We start from the raw sequence: 15,628 nt of genomic DNA on the forward strand, positions 1-15,628 counted from the left end.
GGCCGTCGGGCCCCGGTGGGCGTGGTACGGATCGGGCGGCGGGTACGTCCACACCGTAGCGCGCGGGCCGCCCGCACAGGCCCCGGGTCAACTTCCCTGTGCGAAATCACCCTTGAGGGCATAGCTGAGCCCCTGGTCGAGCCCGGCGCGCGCCCCCCGGCGGAAGGCGCTGTCGTACGCCTGGTCCCCGAGAGTGGCCCTGGCCCGGCGCTCGCACTCCTCGCGCACGGCGGCCAGTCTGGGCGCGCCCATCTGGGCCTTGCCGACGGTACGCCAGTACTCCTGCCCGATGCCGAGGACCAGGGCGCCCTCCTCGCCGTCGCCCCGGGCGGCGAGCGCGCCGGCGAGCAGGTCGAGGCCGATGGCGATGCCGAAGCTGTCGTGGAGCAGTTGTTTGCCGGCCAGCATGGCGCGGACGTGCTCGGCGGCCTCGGTGGCGCGGCCGAGCGCCAGCGCGGTGACGGCGAGCATGTAGTCGGCGTACGCCCGCATCCAGCGCTCCCCCCGGCTCGCGCACTGGTCGCGCAGCCAGGTCGCCTCGGCGGCGGCCTCGCGGTAGCGGCCCAGGTTGTTGAGGGCGTAGACGCGGGCGAGCACACACAGGGCGAGGCCGGGCGAGAAGTCCTCGTCGGCCGCGTCGATGGCCGGGGTGCACACGTCGAGGGCGCCCTCGGCGTCGCCCGGCATCAGGATGGCGCCGCCCAGCAAGTAGGCGGCGCGCAGCCGCGATTCGGGGTCGGCGGCGGTCGTGGAACACCGGCGGGCGTGGTGCAGCGCGGTCGCGTTGTCGCCCTGGAGGAAGGCGGTCATGCCGAGCGCCCACTCGGCGCGGTCGCGGCGCGGGCCGGGCTCCGGGTCGAGGGCGAGGGCGCGCTCCAGGAAGCCGCGGCCCTCGCGCAGGTGCCCGCAGCAGAACCAGAAGAACCAGAGCGAGGAGGCCATGTCGAGCGCGGCGCCGGGGTCGGTGGCCAGGAGGTGATCGAGGGCGGTGCGCAGATCGGCGTGCCCGGCGGCCAGCCGCTCGTACCACTCGACCTGGTCGGGGCCCAGCCAGTCGGCCTCGGCGGCGCGGGCCAGGCGGCGGCAGCGCTCGGCGTGGCGCCGGGCCACGGCCGCCTCCTCGCCGAGCTCGCCGAGCCACTGGCGGCCGTACTCGCGGATGGTGTCGAGCATCCGGTAACCGGCCCGGCCGCAGTGCGTCTTGGCCCGTACGACGGACTTGGCGACCAGGCCCGCGAGCGCGGGTCCGACGGCTTCGGGGGCGAGCGGGCCGCCCGCGGCGACGTCCTGGGCGGCTTCGAGGTCGAAGCCCCCGGCGAACACCGAGAGCCGGGCCCACAGCAGCCGCTCCAGCGGGGCGCACAGCTCGTGGCTCCAGCCGATGGTGGTGCGCATGGTCTGGTGGCGGGGCAGCCGGGCGGACCGGGGGTCGGAGAGGACCTCGAAGCGCGAGTCGAGGCGTTCGGCGAGCTGCTCGACGCTCCACAACCGCAGCCGGGCGCCCGCGAGTTCTATGGCGAGCGGGATGCCGTCGAGTCTGCGGCAGACGGCCGCGGCGGCCTCGGCGCGGGCCGGGGTCTCGAAGGACTTCAGCGACAGGTGCGGGACGGCGTCGACGGCACGCTGTTTGAAGAGGGTGAGCGCGGCGCCCTCGGGCGGCAGCGGGGCGAGGGAGAAGACACGTTCCTCCGGGCGGCCCAGGGACTGCCGGCTGGTGGCCAGGACGGTGAGCCCCGGCGAGGTCTGCAGCAGCTCCCCGATGAGGTGGCCGCAGGCGGAGACCAGGTGCTCGCAGGTGTCCAGGACCAGGAGCAGCTGTTTGTCGGCGAGCCAGCCGCACAGCGCCTCGGCGGCGGTGCGGGTGGTCTGGTCGGTGACGCCCAGGTGGTCGGCGACGGTGGCGGCGAGCAGTTCGGGGTCGTACAGGGGGGACAGCTCGACCCACCACACCCCGTCGGGACAGAAGGCGCGGCGCTCGCGTGCGGCGCGCAGGGCGAGCCGGGACTTGCCCACGCCGCCCGGGCCGGTGACCGTGACGAGCCGGTGGCCCCGCAACAGGCCGTCCAGGGTGGCCAGTTCCACCGATCGGCCGACGAAGCTCGTGGTCTCCGCTGGAAGATTCCCCAACACGGGCACAGTCTGGACCAGAAAACGGCCTGGTCCAGACACGATCACACTGTTCAACCAGAAACAGTCACAAAGAAGCCATGAGCGGTCAGATCAACGCCTTTTATGCGCGTACGGAGAACACCGATGAAACGCCGACCGCTCACTCTCGTACGCGCGCGGTGGATCCCCGCACCACCAGCTCCGGCTGGAACACGAACTCCGTGCGCTGCACCGGGTTCCCCCGGATCTCTTCGAGCAGCGCGCCCACCGCGGCCGCCGCCATCGCCCGCACGGGCTGGCGGACGGTGGTGAGCGGCGGGTCGGTGAACGCGATCAGCCGCGAGTCGTCGAAGCCCACCACCGACACCTCGGCGGGCACCGCGAGCCCGCGCTCGCGCGCCGCGCGGACCGCCCCGAGCGCCATCATGTCGCTGGCGCACACCACGCCCGTACAGCCCTGGTCGAGCAGCGCGCCCGCCGCCACCTGGCCGCCCTCGACGCTGAAGAGGGTGTGCCCGATGTACGCGGCGGCCTCCTCGGCGCGCAGCCCGAACCGCTCCCCCAGCGCGGCCGCGAACCCCTCGGCCTTGCGCCGCGAGGGCACATATCTGAGCGGCCCGGCCGCGAGGCCGATCCGGGTGTGGCCGAGGTCCGCGAGATGGCCCACCGCCATCGCCATCGCCGCATGGTCGTCGGGCGAGACGAAGGGCGCGCGGATGCGCTCGTTGTACCCGTTGACCAGCACGAACGGCACCCGGCGCTCGGTCAGCGCCAGATAGCGGGCGGGGTCGGCGGCGGTGTCGGCGTGCAGCCCCGACAGGAACACGATGCCGTTGACCCCGCGCTCCTCCAGCTGCTCGACCAGCTCGTCCTCGGTCGCCCCGCCGGGCAGCTGGGTGCAGAGCACCGGGGTGTACCCGTGCCCGGCGAGCACCTGCTCCACGGCCTGGGCGAAGGCGGGGAAGATGGGGTTGGTGAGCTCCGGGGTGACCAGGCCGACGAGTCCGGCGCTGCGGTGGCGCAACTGGGCGGGCCGCTCCCAGCCGAGGACGTCCAGGGCCGCGAGCACCCGCTGCCGGGTGGCGTCGGCGACGCCCGGACGCCCGTTGAGCACCCGGCTGACGGTGGCCTCGCTGACGGCCGCCTGGGCGGCGATGTCGGCGAGGCGCGGCCCGGCGTCGGTCACACCGCCCACCACACGGTGGTGTCGGCTTCGAGCACGAACTCGCCGCTGTCGAGGGCGACTTCACCACTGACGCTGGAGAGGACGGGCTTGCCGGGCGCGGGCATGCGCACGGCCTCCCCGGTGAGGTTGACCGTACAGACGAACCCCTCGCGGGCGAAGGCGAGGACGCCTTCGGGCGCGTCCAGCCAGCGGACCGCGTCGCCCGGGCCGAGGCCGGGGTGCTCGCGGCGGGCGGCGAGGGCGGCGCGGTAGAGCTCCAGGGTGGAGTCCGGGTCGCCGGTCTGCGCCTCGACGGAGAGCGCCCCCCACGACGCGGGCTGGGGCAGCCAGCTGCCGCCGCTGCCGAAGCCGTACGAGGGGCCTACGGCGGTCCACGGGATGGGCACCCGGCAGCCGTCGCGGAACCCGTCCTGGCCCTCGGCGCGGAAGAACGACGGGTCCTGACGCACCTCATCGGGCAGATCGGTGACGTCCGGGAGGCCGAGCTCCTCGCCCTGGTAGATGTACGCGGACCCGGGCAGCGCCAGCATCAGCAGCGTCGCGGCGCGCGCCCGCCGCAGCCCGAGCTCGCGGTCGCCCGGGGTGCGCAGCTGGGTGCCGAGGCCGGGCGGGTTGGCGAAGCGGGTGGCGTGCCGGGTCACGTCGTGGTTGGAGAGCACCCAGGTCGCGGGCGCGCCGACCGGGCGCATGGCGGCGAGCGAGACGTCGATGACGTCACGGAGCTCGCTGGCGTCCCAAGGGGCGCCCAGATACTGGAAGTTGAAGGCTTGATGCAGCTCGTCGGGGCGTACGTAATGGGCCGTGCGCTCCACGGTGGGCGTCCACGCCTCGGCGACGGCGATGCGCTCGCCGGGGTACTCGTCGAGGATGAGGCGCCAGGAGCGGTAGATCTCGTGGACACCGTCCTGGTCGAAGAACGGCATGACATCGTTGCCCAGCAGCTTGAGCTGGTCGCTGCCGCCGATGTCCGGCAGCCCGGCGGCCTTCACGAGCCCGTGGGCGACGTCGACGCGGAACCCGTCGACGCCCATGTCCAGCCAGAACCGCAGGATCGAGCGGAACTCGTCGGCGACGGCCGGGTTCTCCCAGTTGAAGTCGGGCTGCTCCGGGGCGAACAGATGCAGATACCACTCGCCGTCGGCGGTACGGGTCCAGGCGGGCCCGCCGAAGATGGACTCCCAGTCGTTGGGCGGCAGTTCGCCGTCGTCGCCGCGCCCCGGCCGGAAGTGGTACCGGCTCCGCAGCGGCGAGTCCGGGCCCTCGCGCAGGGCGCGCTTGAACCACTCGTGCTGGTCGGAGGAGTGGTTGGGGACGAGGTCGACGATGATGCGAAGCCCGAGGTCGTGGGCGTCCCTGATCAGGGCGTCGGCGTCGTGCAGGGTGCCGAACATCGGGTCGATGGCGCGGTAGTCGGCGACGTCGTAGCCGGCGTCGGCCTGCGGGGAGGCGTAGAAGGGGGAGAGCCAGACGGCGTCGACGCCGAGGTCGCGGAGGTACGGGAGCTTGTGGCGTACGCCGTCGAGGTCCCCCATCCCGTCGCCGTTGGCATCGGCGAAGCTGCGCGGATAGACCTGGTAGATCACGGCGTCCTGCCACCAGTTGGTACGCGGCCCGGCGTGGCCGGGGGTGGTGGCGGGGGCGGTGAGGTGCGGGGTCATTTTGTCCCTGGGTCGGTGTGGGTGGTGGGTGTCGTGTACGGGTGGGCGGCGCCTGCGGGGGTGGGTGGGGGCTGAGGCGGCTCTCCCGGGGCTACGCCCCCGGACCCCGTTCGTCTGCGGGTCGCCTGTGGCTGGTCGCGCAGTTCCCCGCGCCCCTCAGGGGGTTGGGGTCACCGGGGTTGCCACAGGATCGCCCCGCAGGGGCGCTCTCAGGGGCGCGGGGAACTGCGCGACCAGCCCCCACCGGCCCGCAGACAAACCCCGGGCAAAAAGGGCGGCGTCACCCCTTCGTCGCCCCCGCCGTCATTCCCGCGACCAAGTGCTTCTGCGCGAACAGGAAGAACACCGCCGCCGGCACCGCGATCAGCACGGACGCCGCCGTCATCGGCCCCCAGTTCGCCGTGTACTGCGTCACGAACGTCTGCAGCCCGCCCGCCAGCGTCAGGTTCTCGTCGCCCACCATGAACGCCGACGAGTACGCGACCTCGCCCCACGCCGTGATGAAGGAGTAGAACGCCGTCACCGCGAGGCCCGGCTTCGCCAGCGGCAGGATCAGGCGCCAGAACGTGCCGAACGGGTTCAGCCCGTCCACCCGTCCCGACTCGTCGATCTCCACCGGGATCCCGTCGAAGAAGCCCTTCATCATCCAGGCGCAGAACGGGACGGCGATCGTCAGATACGTGATGATCAGGCCCACCGGCTGGTTCAGCAGCCCCAGTTGGCCCATCAGGTTGTACAGCGGGACGATCAGGATCGCCATGGGGAACATCTGGGTGATCAGCAGCGTCCACATCAGCGGGCGCATGCCGGGGAACTTGAAGCGGCTCACCGCGTAGCCCGTGGTCGCGGAGATGAACACGCCGAGCAGCGTCGTCACCCCGGCGATCAGCGCCGAGTTCCCGAACCAGGTGAAGAAGCTCGTCTTGTCCACCAGGTAGCGGTAGTTGTCGAGCGTCGTGTCCTTGAAGAAGTCCGTGGTGATCGCGTACTTCGCCGGCTTCAGCGACGTCAGCAGCACCCACAGGACGGGGAAGACGGCGATCACCGACGCCCCGATGAGTGTGGCGTGCAGGCCGACCGAGGCCAACGGCGACCGCTTACCGCGTTGCGACGACATCGTCACCACACCTCTCCCTGCTTGCGAAGCGACCGCCGGTACACAAGCGCGAAGATCATCAGTACCGCCAGGATCAGTACGCCCCACGTCGCCGACCCCGCGAAGTCCCGCGGGCTCTCCACGAAGGCCTGCCGGAACGCCTGGGTCACCAGGATCTCCGTCGAGTCGCCCGGACCGCCCCGCGTGAGCAGGAAGATCACCGGGAACATGTTGAACGTCCAGATCGTGGAGAGCAGGATCACCGTCGACGAAACGGACCGCAGGCCCGGGATCGTGATGTAGACGAAGCGCTTCCAGGGGCCGGCCCCGTCCATCTCCGCCGCCTCGTACAGCTCGCCCGGGATCGACTGCAGGCCGCCCAGGATCGCCACCATCATGAACGGCACGCCGAGCCAGACGTTGACCGCGATGACCGAGAACTTCGCCCAGGTCGGGTCGTCCAGCCACGGCACCGCCGAGATGCCGCCGCCGTCCAGGACCTTGTTCAGGAGGCCGTTGTCACGGTTGAAGAGGAAGCGCCAGGCGAACACCGAGACGAAGCCCGGCACCGCCCACGGCAGGATCAGCATCATCCGGTACGCCGCCCGGCCGCGGAACTCCCGGTTGAGCATGTTCGCCAGCACCAGGCCGAGCAGGAACGTGGAGGCGACACAGCACACCGTCCACACCACGGTCCACCACAGCCGCTGCATGAACACGGGGTCGTTCAGCACGTCGACGTAGTTGTCCAACCCGACGAACTTGTACGTCGCGTCGATGTGGTTGGCGCCGATCGTGCGGCCGACGTTGCGTTCGTTGGCGTCGGTCAGCGACAAGTAGATGCCGCGGCCGAGGGGCCATCCGATGATCACGCCGAGGACGATCACCACGGGGGCGACCATCGTCCAGGCGTACCAGTGCGTCGAGAGCGCCCGCCGGAGCCGGCCGGGGCGCTCGCCGGTCGCGCGGCCCCGGCCGCGGGCGCCCTCGCCCGCGGCCTTCGCCGTCGACTGGCCGGTGTGGACAGTCATGTCAGTCAGTACCCGTCTCCCGCTGCCCGTCCGTTACTTCCAGTCCTTGAGGATCTTGTGGAAGGCGGTGGCGGAGGCCTTGGCCGCGTCCTCGGGCGAGGAGGCGCCGGTCACGGCCTTGGTGAACTGGAGCTTCAGCGGCTCGAACAGGGCGCCGTTCTCCGGGATCCAGGCGCGCTCGACGGCCTTGTCGACGGCCGGCTTGAAGAACTGGACCATCTCGTTGGACTTGACGTCCGGCTGGTCGTACGCGGCGGTCCGGGTCGGCAGCAGGCTGAGCGCCTTGGTGGTCTGCACCTGGACGGTCTGCGAGGTCAGGTAGTCGACGAAGGCGTGCGAGGCGTCGCGGTTCTTGGAGCCCGCGTAGACCGCGAGGTCGTGGCCGCCCTGCGGGGCGCCCTGGGCGGCCGAGCCGGCCGGGACCGTGGCGATGCCGAGGTTCGCCTTGTCCTTGAACTCGTCGCCGGCGTAGGCGTCGGCCACGGCCCAGGGGCCGTTGACCATCATGGCGACCTTGCCCGACTTGAAGGCGGTCTCCATGTTGTTCCAGCCGTCGGTCGCGTTGGTGATCGCGGCGCCGGAGGTGACCAGGTCGCGGGCGGCCTTGAAGGCCTTGACCCCGGCCGGGGAGTCGACGGTGACCTTCTTGTTCTTGGCGTCGACGAGGTCGCCGCCCTCGCCGTAGATGAACGGCAGGAACCAGTACGAGTCGTCGCCGCGCAGGTACAGGCCGGTCTTGCCGGTCTTGGACTTGATGGCCGCGGCGGCCGTCTTCACCTCTTCGAGGGACTTCGGCGGCTCCACGCCCGCGTCCTTGAGCATCTTCTTGTTGTAGAAGAGGCCGAGGGTGTCGATGACCTGCGGGACCGCGTACATCTGGCCGTCGTACCTGCCGCTGGCCGCGGCCTGCTTGAGGAAGGCGGAGTCCACTTCCTTGGCCTTGGCGTCCGGGACCTTGTCCAGGTAGCCGAGGGAGGCGAAGTCGGCGACCCAGCCGACGTCGGCGCGGATGACGTCCGGCGCGTCGGAGCCGCTGCTGAACGCGTTCTTGATCTTGTTCTGCGCGTCGCCGTACGGCACGTTGACGTACTTGACGGTGACCTTGGGGTGCTGCGCGTGGAAGTCCTCGGCGATCTTCTTGAACGTCGCCTTCTCGGTGTCGTTCGAGGTGTCCCACCAGGTGACGGTGCCGGAGAGCTCGCCCGAGCTCTTCTTGTCACCGCTGTCACTGCTGTCACTGCCGCCGCAAGCCGTCGCCGCGAGTGCCAGGGTCGCGACCAGCGCGGTGGCCGCTATGCCACGTCGCATGTGAACTCCTTCAACGGGTGCCGCGCCATCACGGCGCCGGATCGCCAGGAACGTAACAAGGATGAAAGAAGACCGAAAGACCTTGCGAAGAATTTCTGCAAGGCCGGTCGATCGTTACATCCGCGTGTCCACACGGTTGCCGATGCGCGCCTTGTCAGGAGGCCCTTCCGTACCCCATGGGCACGTCCGGGAGGTCGGCGCAGCCTTTGCAAGGCTTCCGCAAGACCTTGCAGGACTGTTACCTTCGGGATGCAGCGGCGTTGATCCCGTAGTCACCGAACGCAGAACATCGCGCAGGCCACTGGAGAGGGACCCGTTTATGACGCAGGAGCTCACCACGACCACCGCCGTCGCGGGCAGCGGGCAGGGCCGGAACCCCGGGAGCACCCCCTGGTGGCGCGACGCCGTCATCTACCAGGTGTACGTCCGCTCCTTCGCGGACGGCGACGGCGACGGCATCGGTGACCTGCCCGGCATCCGGGCCCGCCTGCCGCACCTCGCCGAGCTGGGCGCGGACGCCGTCTGGCTCACCCCCTTCTACGCCTCCCCGCAGGCCGACGGCGGCTACGACGTGGCGGACTACCGGGCCGTCGACCCCCTCTTCGGGAACCTCCAGGACGCCGACGACCTGGTCCGCGAGGCCCATCGGCTCGGTCTGCGGGTGATCGTCGACATCGTCCCCAACCACACCTCCGACCAGCACAGCTGGTTCCGCGCGGCGCTCGCCGGCGGCCCCGAGCGCGACCGCTACCACTTCCACCCGGGCAAGCGGGCCGCCGTGCCCGCCCAGGGCGGCGCCGCGCCGCCCAACGACTGGGAGTCGGTCTTCGGCGGCCCGGCCTGGACCCGTACCGAGGACGGCGACTGGTATCTGCACCTGTTCGCCCCGGAGCAGCCCGACCTCAACTGGGAACACCCCGAGGTGCGGGCCGAGTTCGAGTCGGTGCTGCGCTTCTGGCTCGACCTCGGCGTCGACGGCTTCCGCGTCGACGTGGCCCACGGCATGGTCAAGGCGGCCGGACTGCCCGACATCGGCGCCCGGGAGCAGGCCAAGCTGATCGGCGCCCAGGAGCTGCCGTTCTTCGACCAGGACGGCGTCCACGAGATCCACCGCACCTGGCGGCGGCTGCTCGACTCCTACGAGGGGGAGCGCATCGCGGTGGCCGAGGCCTGGGCGCCCTCGCCCGAGCGGCTCGCCCTGTACGTACGCCCGGACGAGCTGCACCAGGCCTTCAACTTCCAGTTCCTGAACTGCCCGTGGGACGCGGCCGGGATGCGCGCGGTCGTCGACGCCTCGCTCGCCGCGACCCGCTCGGTCGGCGCGCCCACCACCTGGGTGCTCTCCAACCACGACGTGGTGCGCCACCCGACCCGCTACGGCGGCGGCGAGCAGGGCCTGCGCCGGGCCAGGGCAGCGGCCCTGCTGATGCTGGCGCTGCCCGGCTCCGCGTACATCTACCAGGGCGAGGAGCTCGGCCTGCCCGAGGTGACCGACCTGCCCGACGAGGTGCGCCAGGATCCGTCGTTCTTCCGCGCCGAGGGCCAGGACGGGTTCCGCGACGGCTGCCGGGTGCCCATCCCGTGGACCGCCGAAGGCCCCTCGTACGGCTTCGGCAGCGCCGGCAGCTGGCTGCCCCAGCCCGGCTCCTGGCGCGGTCTGTCCGTCGAGGCGCAGACCGGGGACCCGCGCTCGACCCTGGAGCTCTACCGCTCGGCCCTCGCCCTGCGCCGCGAACTGCCGGGGCTCGGGGACGGGGAGATGGAGTGGCTCCAGGCGCCCGAGGACGTGCTGGCGTTCGCGCGGCCGGGGTTCGTGTGCACGGTCAACACGGGCGCCGGGGCGGCCCAACTTCCGGTGCCCGGACGGCCGCTGCTTTCGACCTCGGCGCTGGAGTTCACCGGCGGTAACGTCACGATCCCCGCCGAATCAGCGGTCTGGTGGGCAATCTGACGTGCGACCGGTACAGTCCAATCCCGTGACCGCACGGCTTGCCGACATCGCAGCCCAGGCGGGGGTCAGCGAAGCCACAGTCAGCCGCGTGCTCAACGGCAAGCCCGGTGTGGCCGCGGGCACCCGTGAATCCGTGCTTGCCGCACTCGACGTCCTCGGCTACGAGCGGCCGGTGCGGCTGCGCAGGCGCAGCGCCGGTCTGGTCGGTCTGATAACGCCGGAGCTGGAGAACCCGATCTTCCCGGCGCTCGCCCAGGTCATCGGCCAGTCCCTCACCCGCCAGGGGTACACCCCGGTGCTTGCCACCCAGACGCCCGGCGGCTCCACCGAGGACGAGCTCACCGAGATGCTGGTCGACCGGGGCGTCTCGGGCATCATCTTCGTCTCCGGGCTGCACGCCGACACCACGGCCGACATGGACCGCTACGAGCAGCTGCGCGCCCAGGGCGTTCCGTACGTGCTGGTGGACGGCTTCTCGCCGAAGGTGCAGGCGCCCTTCATCTCCCCCGACGACCGGGCGGCGATGCGGCTCGCGGTCACCCACCTCGCAGCCCTCGGCCACACCCGTATCGGGCTCGCCGTGGGGCCCAAGCGGTTCGTGCCGGTGCTGCGCAAGATCGAGGGGTTCACGGCCGCGATGGAGGACTCGCTGGGGCTGACCCCGGCCGAGGCCGAGGCGCTGGTCCAGCACTCGCTGTACACGCTTGAGGGCGGCCAGGCCGCGACCACCGCGCTGATCGCGGCGGGGTGCACGGCGGTGGTGTGCGCCAGCGACATGATGGCGCTGGGCGCGATCCGGGCGGCCCGCCAGGCCGGGCTCGACGTGCCGAAGGACATCTCGGTGGTCGGCTTCGACGACTCCCCGCTCATAGCGTTCACCGACCCCCCGCTGACCACGATCCGCAAGCCGGTGACGGCCATGGGGCAGGCGGCGGTCCGCGCCCTCCTGGAGGAGATCGGCGGCACCCCGGCCCCGCACAGCGAGTTCGTGTTCATGCCAGAGCTGGTAGTACGCGGATCAACCGCTTCTGGACCGGCTCCCAAGTAGCTCTCCAGTGGGACGGCCGCCCGGTTCGGCATAAAATCGGGAGAAGAGTCGGCCTCTCCTCCGTGAGGAGTCCTCCACTGGGAGTAGGAATCCGGACCGAACCCGACCGGAGGACGATCTGCGGGGCACAGGTCCATCTGGCAGACTCTCTCGCTATGGGTGAAATGACCGTGAAGACTCTGGAAGGTACGGCGGACACCCCGTCGGCCGCCGCGTCGGCTGCGCCCACACCCGTCTCCGAAGAGCACGTCACGCAAGCGCCGACGCCGCCGGTCCCGGCCCCGCCCCCCACGCTGCTCCAGCGGCTGCGCACCCCGCGCCGCCCCCGGATCTGGTTCGAAGTCCTCCTGATCGCGGTGAGTTACTGGATGTACTCACTGATCCGCAACGCCGTCCCCGAACAGAAGTCGCAGGCGCTGGACAACGCCGACTGGATCTGGTCGGTCGAGCAGCACCTCGGCATCGCGGTGGAGCAGTCCGTCAACCACACCGTCAACTCGGTGACATGGCTGATCACCGGGATGAACTACTACTACGCCACACTCCACTTCATCGTCACGATCGGTGTCCTGGTGTGGCTCTTCCGCAGCCACCCCGGCCGTTACGCGGCGTCCCGGCTGATCCTCTTCGCGACCACCGGCGTGGCCCTGGTGGGCTACTACTTCTACCCGCTGGCGCCGCCCCGCCTGATGAACGGCGGAGACTTCGTCGACACCGTCCTGGTCCACCAGACCTGGGGCTCGATGGCCTCGGGCGACCTGAAGAACATGTCGAACCAGTACGCGGCGATGCCGTCCATGCACATCGGCTGGTCGCTGTGGTGCGGCCTGACGATCTTCGCACTCGCCAAGGCGCCGTGGGCGCGGATCCTCGGCCTGCTCTACCCGGCGGCGACCCTGGTCGTCATCGTCTCGACGGCCAACCACTTCTGGCTGGACGCGGTGGGCGGCATCCTCTGCCTGGCCTTCGGCTTCCTGGTCTCGTACGCCTGGTACGGGAAGCTGCCGCACCGCCTGGCGAGGCGGGTCGAGAACACGCCACGCGTCCGCGCGGCCACTGGCACGGCACGCGCGTAGCCGTTCCTCGCCTGCCCACCCCCGCCCCGCGACGGCTAGGCTCGGATCCGACCTTGATCCGGCGCGGAGCCGGGCGCGGTGGCAGTGGGAGGCGGCGGGATGACGGCGGTGCCGGGGCGCAGGAGCAGCACCTTCACACGGCTGCTGCGGTTCGGGTTCACCGATCCGTCGGCGGCCGAGCGGCTGCTCGACACCCCGGAGCTCGCCTCCGTACGGACCGATCCGGTGCTCCTTGACGCGCTGGGGGCGACCGCCGACCCCGATCTGGCGCTCGCCGGTCTGGTACGGATCGTGGAGGCGCAGGACCCTGCCGAGCGGCAGGCGCTGCTCGACACCCTGATCACCGCCAAGCCGCTGCGGGACCGCCTCCTCGGGGTCCTGGGGGCCTCCGAGGCGCTCGGTGACCATCTGGCCCGGCATCCGCACGACTGGCACGCCCTCGTCACCTACGAGGCCGTGGACCTGCATCCGGGGGTCGCGGAGTTCGAGCGGGGCCTGGCGCGGGCCCAGGACCCGGTGTCGCTGCGGGTCGCCTACCGCAGCTGCCTGCTGGCCATAGCGGCGCGTGATGTGTGCGGGACGACCGATGTGGCCGAGACGGCCGCCGAGCTCGCGGACCTGGCCACCGCCACCCTGCGGGCGGCGCTCGCCATCGCCCGGACCGCGGCCCCCGAGGACGCCGCGATATGCCGGCTCGCGGTGATCGCGATGGGCAAGTGCGGCGGCCACGAGCTGAACTACGTCTCCGACGTCGACGTGATCTTCGTCGGGGAGCCCGCGGACGGCGCCGACGAGCGCAAGGCGCTCCAGGCCGCCACCCGGCTCGCCTCGCACCTGATGCGGATCTGCTCGGAGACCACCGTCGAGGGCACCATCTGGCCCGTCGACGCCAATCTGCGCCCCGAGGGCCGCAACGGCCCGCTGGTGCGCACGCTCTCCTCGCACCTCGCGTACTACCAGCGGTGGGCGAAGACCTGGGAGTTCCAGGCGCTGCTCAAGGCGCGGGCGGTGGCCGGGGACCCGGAGCTGGGGGCCTCGTACATCGAGGCGGTGTCGCCGCTGGTGTGGCAGGCCGCCGAGCGCGACAACTTCGTCGGCGACGTGCAGAAGATGCGCCGCCGGGTCGTCGACAACATCCCGGCCGCCCAGGTCGACCGCGAGCTGAAGCTGGGGCCCGGCGGGCTGCGGGACGTCGAGTTCGCCGTACAGCTGCTCCAGCTGGTGCACGGGCGCGGTGACGCCACCCTGCACAGCGGCACCACCCTGGACGCGCTCGGCGCGCTCGCGGCGGGCGGGTACGTGGGGCGCGCGGACGCCGCCCAGCTCGACGACGCGTACCGCTTCCTGCGCGCGATGGAGCACCGCATCCAGCTGTACCGGCTGCGCCGCACCCATCTGGTGCCCGAGGACGAGGCCGATCTGCGGCGCCTGGGCCGCTCGCTCGGCCTGCGCACCGAGCCGGTCAGCACGCTCAACCGGGAGTGGAAGAAGCACGCCTCCGTGGTGCGGCGGCTGCACGAGAAGCTCTTCTACCGGCCGCTGCTCGACGCCGTCGCCCAGCTCTCCCCCGGCGAGACCCGGCTCAGCCCGCGCGCGGCCGGACAGCGCCTGGAGGCGCTCGGGTACGCGGACCCGGCCGCGGCCCTGAGACATCTGGAGGCGCTCTCCTCGGGCGTGACCCGCAAGGCCGCCATCCAGCGCACCCTGCTGCCGGTCCTCCTGGGCTGGTTCGCCGACTCGGCCGACCCGGACGCGGGCCTGCTCGGCTTCCGCAAGGTCTCCGACGCGCTCGGCAAGACCCCCTGGTATCTGCGGCTGCTGCGCGACGAGGGCGCGGCGGCGGAGAACCTCGCCCGGGTGCTCTCGGCCGGCCGCCTCGCCCCGGACCTGCTGCTGCGCGCCCCGGAGGCGGTGTCGATCCTGGGTGATCCGGAGGGTCTCAAGCCGCGTGTCCGCGAGCCGCTGGAGCAGGAGGTGCTGGCCGCGGTGGGCCGCGCCGAGAGCGCCGAGGGCGCGGTCGCGGCGGCCCGCGGCGTACGGCGCAGAGAGCTGTTCCGCACCGCGGCGGCCGATCTGATCGGCTCGTACGGCACGGAGGAGAGACCCGCCGAGGAGGACCCGGGGGCGCTGGTCGACCGGGTCGGGAACGCGGTGACGGACCTGAACGCGGCGACCCTCGCGGGCGCGCTGCGGGCCGCCGTGCGGGCGGAGTGGGGCGAGATCCTGCCCACCCGGTTCGCGGTCATCGGCATGGGCCGCTTCGGCGGGCACGAGCTGAGCTACGGCTCGGACGCGGACGTCCTGTTCGTCCACGAGCCACGCGAGTTCGTCGACGAGCAGGAGGCCACGCGGACCGCCAACCGGGTCGTCGCCGAGATGCGCCGACTGCTCCAACTCCCCACGGCCGACCCGCCGTTGCTGATCGACGCGGATCTCCGCCCGGAGGGCAAGAGCGGCCCGATGGTGCGCACCCTGGCGTCCTACGCCGCGTACTACCGCCGCTGGTCCCTGGTGTGGGAGAGCCAGGCGCTGCTGCGCGCCGAGCCGATGGCGGGCGACGCGGAGCTGGGGCGGCGGTTCATCGAGCTGATCGACCCGCTGCGCTACCCGGCCGAGGGGCTCGGGGAGGACGCGGTGCGCGAGATCAGGCGCCTCAAGGCCCGGATGGAGTCGGAGCGGATGCCGCGCGGCGCCGACCCCACGCTCCACACCAAGCTGGGGCGCGGCGGCCTCTCGGACGTCGAGTGGACGGTCCAGCTGCTCCAGATGCAGAACGGCTGGGCCGAGCCGGGCCTGCGCACCACCCGCACCCGAGACGCGCTCTCCGCCGCCCACGCGGCGGGCCTGATCTCCACCGAGGACGCGGTGATACTGGACGACGCCTGGGTCCTGGCGACGCGGGTTCGCAACGGGGTGATGCTGGTGCGCGGCCGCGCGGGCGACACGTTCCCGTCCGACGGGCGCGAGCTGGCGGCGGTCGGCCGGTACCTGGGGTACGAGCCCGGTCATGTCGGGGACATGCTGGACGACTACCGGCGGGTTACGAGGCGGGCTCGGGCTGTGGTGGAACGCCTCTTCTACGGGGCATAACCCTTTCGAGCGCGTCTGCGGCTGAGTGGTGGGTTGCTCGCGCAGTTCCCCGCGCCCCTGACAGCGGATGCCGCG

10 protein-coding genes are annotated in these 15,628 nt (G+C 71.7%); 4 read left to right on the plus strand and 6 right to left on the minus strand.

All coding sequences use genetic code 11. The features are described 5' to 3' along the window. Positions 1-87: 87 nt before the first annotated feature. The 6 genes from OG965_RS13905 to OG965_RS13930 form a co-directional block, all read right to left on the minus strand. The gene (locus tag OG965_RS13905; protein ID WP_371652365.1) at positions 88-2,130 is read right to left on the minus strand and encodes an NB-ARC domain-containing protein; all 2,043 of its coding nucleotides are present in this window, start codon (positions 2,128-2,130) and stop codon (positions 88-90) included. A gap of 139 nt (positions 2,131-2,269) precedes the next feature. Next, positions 2,270-3,307, minus strand: coding sequence for a LacI family DNA-binding transcriptional regulator (locus OG965_RS13910; RefSeq protein ID WP_371652366.1), 1,038 nt, complete (start codon positions 3,305-3,307; stop codon positions 2,270-2,272). Further along, positions 3,292-4,953, minus strand: coding sequence for an alpha-amylase family glycosyl hydrolase (locus tag OG965_RS13915; RefSeq protein WP_371652367.1), 1,662 nt, complete (start codon positions 4,951-4,953; stop codon positions 3,292-3,294). The genes OG965_RS13910 and OG965_RS13915 overlap by 16 nt, the downstream gene beginning before the upstream one ends. Positions 4,954-5,233: 280 nt before the next feature. After that, positions 5,234-6,070, minus strand: coding sequence for a sugar ABC transporter permease (locus OG965_RS13920; protein ID WP_180357155.1), 837 nt, complete (start codon positions 6,068-6,070; stop codon positions 5,234-5,236). 2 nt (positions 6,071-6,072) lie between these two features. Further along, complete coding sequence (locus OG965_RS13925; RefSeq protein WP_371652368.1) at positions 6,073-7,080, minus strand: carbohydrate ABC transporter permease; 1,008 nt, start codon at positions 7,078-7,080, stop codon at positions 6,073-6,075. 33 nt (positions 7,081-7,113) lie between these two features. Further along, positions 7,114-8,388 (minus strand): extracellular solute-binding protein, encoded by a 1,275-nt coding sequence (locus OG965_RS13930; protein WP_371652369.1) that lies wholly within the window; start codon positions 8,386-8,388, stop codon positions 7,114-7,116. A 319-nt stretch (positions 8,389-8,707) separates the two neighbouring features. On the opposite strand from OG965_RS13930, the gene OG965_RS13935 reads away from it, so the two are divergent. The 4 genes from OG965_RS13935 (at position 8,708) to OG965_RS13950 (ending at position 15,553) form a co-directional block, all read left to right on the plus strand. Then, positions 8,708-10,339, plus strand: coding sequence for a glycoside hydrolase family 13 protein (locus tag OG965_RS13935; protein WP_371652370.1), 1,632 nt, complete (start codon positions 8,708-8,710; stop codon positions 10,337-10,339). A gap of 25 nt (positions 10,340-10,364) precedes the next feature. Then, a complete protein-coding gene (locus OG965_RS13940) occupies positions 10,365-11,387 on the plus strand; it encodes a LacI family DNA-binding transcriptional regulator (RefSeq protein ID WP_067160863.1) in 1,023 nt (340 codons plus the stop codon). A 155-nt stretch (positions 11,388-11,542) separates the two neighbouring features. Beyond that, a complete protein-coding gene (locus OG965_RS13945) occupies positions 11,543-12,463 on the plus strand; it encodes a phosphatase PAP2 family protein (protein ID WP_371652371.1) in 921 nt (306 codons plus the stop codon). 99 nt (positions 12,464-12,562) lie between these two features. Further along, entirely contained in the window at positions 12,563-15,553 is a 2,991-nt protein-coding gene (locus OG965_RS13950; RefSeq protein WP_371652372.1) for a bifunctional [glutamine synthetase] adenylyltransferase/[glutamine synthetase]-adenylyl-L-tyrosine phosphorylase, read from the plus strand. Positions 15,554-15,628 lie beyond the last annotated feature (75 nt).

The organism is Streptomyces sp. NBC_00224, assembly GCF_041435195.1.
Lineage (GTDB): Bacteria > Actinomycetota > Actinomycetes > Streptomycetales > Streptomycetaceae > Streptomyces.